This is a genomic window from Acidiplasma cupricumulans (genome assembly GCF_001402935.1).
Lineage (GTDB): Archaea > Thermoplasmatota > Thermoplasmata > Thermoplasmatales > Thermoplasmataceae > Acidiplasma > Acidiplasma aeolicum.
In genome coordinates this window covers 1-4,557 of sequence record NZ_LKBH01000044.1, presented here as the reverse complement: position 1 = coordinate 4,557, position 4,557 = coordinate 1, and the positions used below count along the sequence as shown (strand labels likewise).

Sequence of the window (4,557 nt, the reverse complement as noted above, 5' to 3'; positions counted from 1 at the left end):
AGAAATTGTGAAAACATCATATAAAAGCTATAAATAAATCATAGATAAAATTAAATAAAATTATGTATTAATAATTATCATGGAGTCAGAAGTTGATAAAAGAAAAAAGCTATTTCATGAACTTTTGGATAATAATTTAACAACGTTTTTAATAACGTTTCACCCAAAATATGCACAGAATTTTGGTCTGGTTGATAAGCCAGTATTTACAGACGTTCCAACCCCAATAACAGAACCATTTAAATGGGAATACACTAATATGAAAAAATTGCTATACAAGCTGGGTGATATTTTATCTACAGATGAGGCAGAGAGAAGGCAGGTCCAGCTTGTTAATCCAAGCCTTAAAAAGTTTCCATATTTAGGCGCAATTGCCATATCACCAACAATATTTGCAGCAATACAGCTGGTTAAAAAAGGAGAGGTTGCACCAAGCCATCATCACTCTCCCAACGCATTTAGATTTATTTTAGAGGCTCCAGAGGATGGTGCGTATACAGTGGTTAACGGCAAAAGACTTATCATGCACCGTGGTGATCTTGTACTAACCCCCAGTTATGCATGGCATGATCACAGAAATGAAGGCAATGGAGATGTTATATGGCTTGATGGTCTGGATGCACCGCTTGTGTGGTATCTAGGTGCAATATTTTTTGAGGATTATTTTAAAAAATATAAAAGATCACTCCAGGAAATTACAGAAACTGAAAAGGAAAATGTGTTGAAGTATGGTAATGGAATGTTACCGGAATTTGAAAGAGAGGATTCATATGATCCCCTATATATTTATCCGTACAGCAGGGCAAGGGAAACTTTATTTAGGATCAAAGAAAATTCAAATGAAATGCCAGCTGAGGGGTATGTTATGAGGTACATTAATCCTAACAATGGAAAGGACATATTTCAAACAATGGCATCCAAAATAAGACTCATAAGCCCTAAAAGTAAAACTAAGAAAATTCGAAAAACAGAACATATAATATTCATGCCTGTTGAGGGTGAATGTACTTTAAAACTAGACAATATAGAATACAATCTTAAGGAAAATGACATAGCAATAGTACCCCCATGGGAGGCGTATGAAATAGTAAATAACAATGATAAAGATTGCATTTTATTCTCATATTCAGATGAACCAATTTTCAAGTCATTTGGTCTGTTTAGATCAGAAATTAATGAATAGATTTTAATTTTAATTTTCCCCTGATAAAAAACTTAAAAAACTTTTAAAAATAAACTTAATATTTTATATTATAGGTTAATTAAAATTATTTATAGGATATTTTTTCATTTATTCTCAAGTTCTTTATAGTTGGCTGCCAATTCTCTTAAAGCCCCTTTGGAAATTTTGCCTGTTGGTGTTTTAGGCATTTCCTCTATTATCAATAATTTTTCTGGCCATTTATATTTGGATACGCCTTTAACCTCTAAGAATTTTCTAATTTCTTCAAGAGTCATATTAGCATCACTGGCCGTGCATACAAGGCAGGCAATTTCTCCAAGCCTTTCGTGTTTTAACGGGACCACAGCACATTCTATTATTTTTTCATATGATGACAAAATGTTTTCAAGTTCTATGGCATTTATTTTCATACCACCGCGATCTATTATTTCCTTATTTCGGCCGGCAAAATGTATATATCCGTTCTCATCTTTATATCCACTATCTCCAGTTTTGAACCATTTATTTCCATTAATTTCTATATAGGATTCTTTTGTTTTTATCTCATTGTGATAATAGTATTTAAATAAATTATATCCTCTATATAATATTTCTCCGATTTCATTAACTGCTGCAACCTTACCATCGCTATTTAATATTATTGCATCTGTATCTGGAATAGGTTTTCCTATAGTCTGGCTTTTTATTATTGCTGGATAGGTTCTTAAATTATATATGCCTGCTCCCAATTCTGTCATTCCCCAATGGGGTATTATGTTTCCAATATATTTTTGTGTTTCATAAACTATATTTTCTGTTACAAACATACCACCAGTTCTTACCTCTTCTACAGTATTTGGTATTCTATTAGTTTTTTTAATAACGTTTAATAGATCCACGATCTCTGTGGGAACTAAATATAAATGTGTGACCCCGCATTTTGAAATTAAATCTAAGAACTTTTCAGGATTAAAATACGGTTCCATTATCTGGGTGCAGCCTGCAATTATGCTGCTATGCAAGGATAAAATACCAAACAAATGGGTGAATGGGCTGCCGGAAAGCATTACGGAATTGCTGTTTAATCCTGAATCATTTACAACCTGTACGGCATTTTTTATGAGGGTGTCATATGTATGCAGGCAGGCCTTAGGATGTCCATCGGTACCGGATGTAAAAAATAATCCCATGCTATCATAATCATATAATTCATTTTGTTGTGGTGCATCATTAGTTATATTGGAATCTTTATATATTCTTTCAAGAGTGGTATGGCTCGGGATATCCTCTTCTGAACGGAAAATAAGTCTAGGTGATATTCCAATTTCATTTGAAAGCTCTTCAAATAATTTAATAAGGTCAGTATTCTTATACCTTGATTCAGTAATGATAAATGCAGGTTTAATCTCTTCAAGGGCATTCTTTATATCAGCCCTTGCATAGGGCATGTGCATGGTGGATATTATACCTCCTAATTTGGATATTGCAAGGTGTGCTATAAGAAAGTCTGGACTGTTTGGAAGGTGTACTACTGTTATATCCCCCTTTCTATATCCATTTAATGTAAACCAATTTGCTAATTTGTCAGCCCTCCTTTTTACCTCATTGTATGTAATTTTTATGTTATTAAAAATAATAGCTATCTTGTTGGGATTTTTAAGAACATTATTAGAGAATATATCATATAATAGAAAACTTTGATTTTGCATTATATTACACCACATTAAACTTTACATAATTTCCAGTTCATCCCTGTATTCTTTTGGTATTGGTGGTAGTTCTAATTTTAATGACTCGGCTATGCTTGTAACCCGATTTATATAATCGCGCCTCATATCTGTATTTGATCTTTTTTTGATCCCCCATTTTACAAATAACTCATTGTTCTTTGATTTTGCACGGCCAAAAAACTGTAATGTAAGTGGAAATATTTCCTCAAGTTTTTTGTTGATAATCTCCTTATTATTTTTATCCTCTCCAATGAGATCAGTTAAAATTTCCTTGCCAAGTCCTACGTGAAACTTTTCCTCAGGATATGTTTCCTTGGCTACATTTGCTAAGGGTACATAACTGCTGTCAATTAAATCATCTAGTTCAACTAATTCTGCCACGTCACCAAAAGCTTTTATAACTCCAAATTCTACCCATTCTTTCATTTTGTAATCAAATAAAGTTAAAGTTTTGTTCTCATCCCATGCTGCATTTATATCCTGCGCGAGTCTTAAAAAGAGTATATGGTGTCCAAATTCCTGCATTGTATTACGGCTTACAAGCCATTTATAACGTGGTGTTGGTGCTAATCTGATTGCTGGTTCATCAAATACTAGTGCACCCTTAAGCTCATTTGCAACGTGGCTTACTATAACCTTCTTTACAGCATTCTGATATTCCTCATCCATTTTCTTAAATTCCTCTGCATTTAAAATCTTCTTATTAAATCTATCCATACACTCACCTATCTATTTTAGACATATACATAATATCACTCTCAAGCGGGTAAAGCCAGCCAAAATCTTCCCATTTTTTGATTGCTGAATTAAATAAATCCTGAGTTACCTCGCCCTTGACAGTATCAATTATACGGGGCTGGCTAAATATATAAAATTCATCATCACGTATGCCAAATAATTGCCCTGTTATATACCTGCTATCTGGACTTATCAAAAATTTACATAGTTTTCCAACGCTTGCTGGGTTTGCAGTTTTGGCCTTTCTTAAATAATCAACTAGCCATGGCTTATTATCTGGAATTATATCAGTTACTCGGGTATGTGCAAATGGGGCAATGGCATTTACAGTCACTCCATATTTGGCAAGCTCAAGTGCCCAAACACGGGTTAAAGAAAACAACGCACCTTTGGATGCTGCATAGTTTGATTGACCATAATCGCCAATGAGACCGGAACTAGATATTATATTTATAATTCGTCCGTAGAGATTTTTGCGAAAATCTTTTGTTATCATACTTGTTAGAAAAAAATGACCATTTAAATTACAGTCAAGAACCTTACCCCATTGCTCTGGTGTCATATTAAAAACCATTTTGTCATTTAATATGGCTGCGTTATTAATTAAAACGTCAATCCCTTTTGTATTTTCCATTCCCAAATCATAAATTTTTTTAGCCTGTTCAAAGCTATTTAATAATATATTTGTTGGTATTATTTGTGACTTCCATTTATATTTTTTAATTTCTTTGTATATTAAATCGGCATCCTCTGTCTCCCCAGTAACAGATAACCCGGCATCATCCAGTATCAGGTAATCTATATATCCATCAAGCTCTCTTGCAATAGCCAGTCCTATACCACGAGCAGCACCAGTAATCAATGCAGTCCTTGGAAAAAAATCACCATTTTCCATTTACTTCCAAAAATATATATTAAAATTATATT

The 4,557-nt window shown here is 33.3% G+C and carries 4 protein-coding genes; 1 reads left to right on the top strand and 3 read right to left on the bottom strand.

Annotated elements, in window-relative coordinates:
- Positions 1 to 79 precede the first annotated feature (79 nt).
- On the top strand, positions 80 to 1,183 hold the full coding sequence (locus AOG55_RS01680) for a cupin domain-containing protein (protein WP_048101198.1): 1,104 nt from the start codon (positions 80 to 82) through the stop codon (positions 1,181 to 1,183).
- Positions 1,184 to 1,287: 104 nt separating this feature from the next.
- Here AOG55_RS01680 and AOG55_RS01675 read toward each other — a convergent pair whose 3' ends face one another.
- Genes AOG55_RS01675 through AOG55_RS01665 form a run of 3 tightly spaced genes read right to left on the bottom strand, consistent with a single transcriptional unit; the run spans position 1,288 to position 4,525 of the window.
- Positions 1,288 to 2,871 (bottom strand): class I adenylate-forming enzyme family protein, encoded by a 1,584-nt coding sequence (locus AOG55_RS01675; protein ID WP_055032343.1) that lies wholly within the window; start codon positions 2,869 to 2,871, stop codon positions 1,288 to 1,290.
- A 21-nt stretch (positions 2,872 to 2,892) separates the two neighbouring features.
- Entirely contained in the window at positions 2,893 to 3,609 is a 717-nt protein-coding gene (locus tag AOG55_RS01670) for a Phenylacetic acid catabolic protein (protein ID WP_048101196.1), read from the bottom strand.
- A gap of 4 nt (positions 3,610 to 3,613) precedes the next feature.
- Entirely contained in the window at positions 3,614 to 4,525 is a 912-nt protein-coding gene (locus tag AOG55_RS01665; RefSeq protein ID WP_048101195.1) for an SDR family NAD(P)-dependent oxidoreductase, read from the bottom strand.
- Positions 4,526 to 4,557: the final 32 nt, after the last annotated feature.

Excerpts from the sequence above, each read along its gene's own strand:
- AOG55_RS01680 (WP_048101198.1), top strand. The coding sequence starts at position 80 with ATGGAGTCAGAAGTTGATAAAAGAAAAAAGCTATTTCATGAACTTTTG.
- AOG55_RS01675 (WP_055032343.1), bottom strand. The coding sequence starts at position 2,871 with ATGCAAAATCAAAGTTTTCTATTATATGATATATTCTCTAATAATGTT.
- AOG55_RS01670 (WP_048101196.1), bottom strand. The coding sequence starts at position 3,609 with ATGGATAGATTTAATAAGAAGATTTTAAATGCAGAGGAATTTAAGAAA.
- AOG55_RS01665 (WP_048101195.1), bottom strand. The coding sequence starts at position 4,525 with ATGGAAAATGGTGATTTTTTTCCAAGGACTGCATTGATTACTGGTGCT.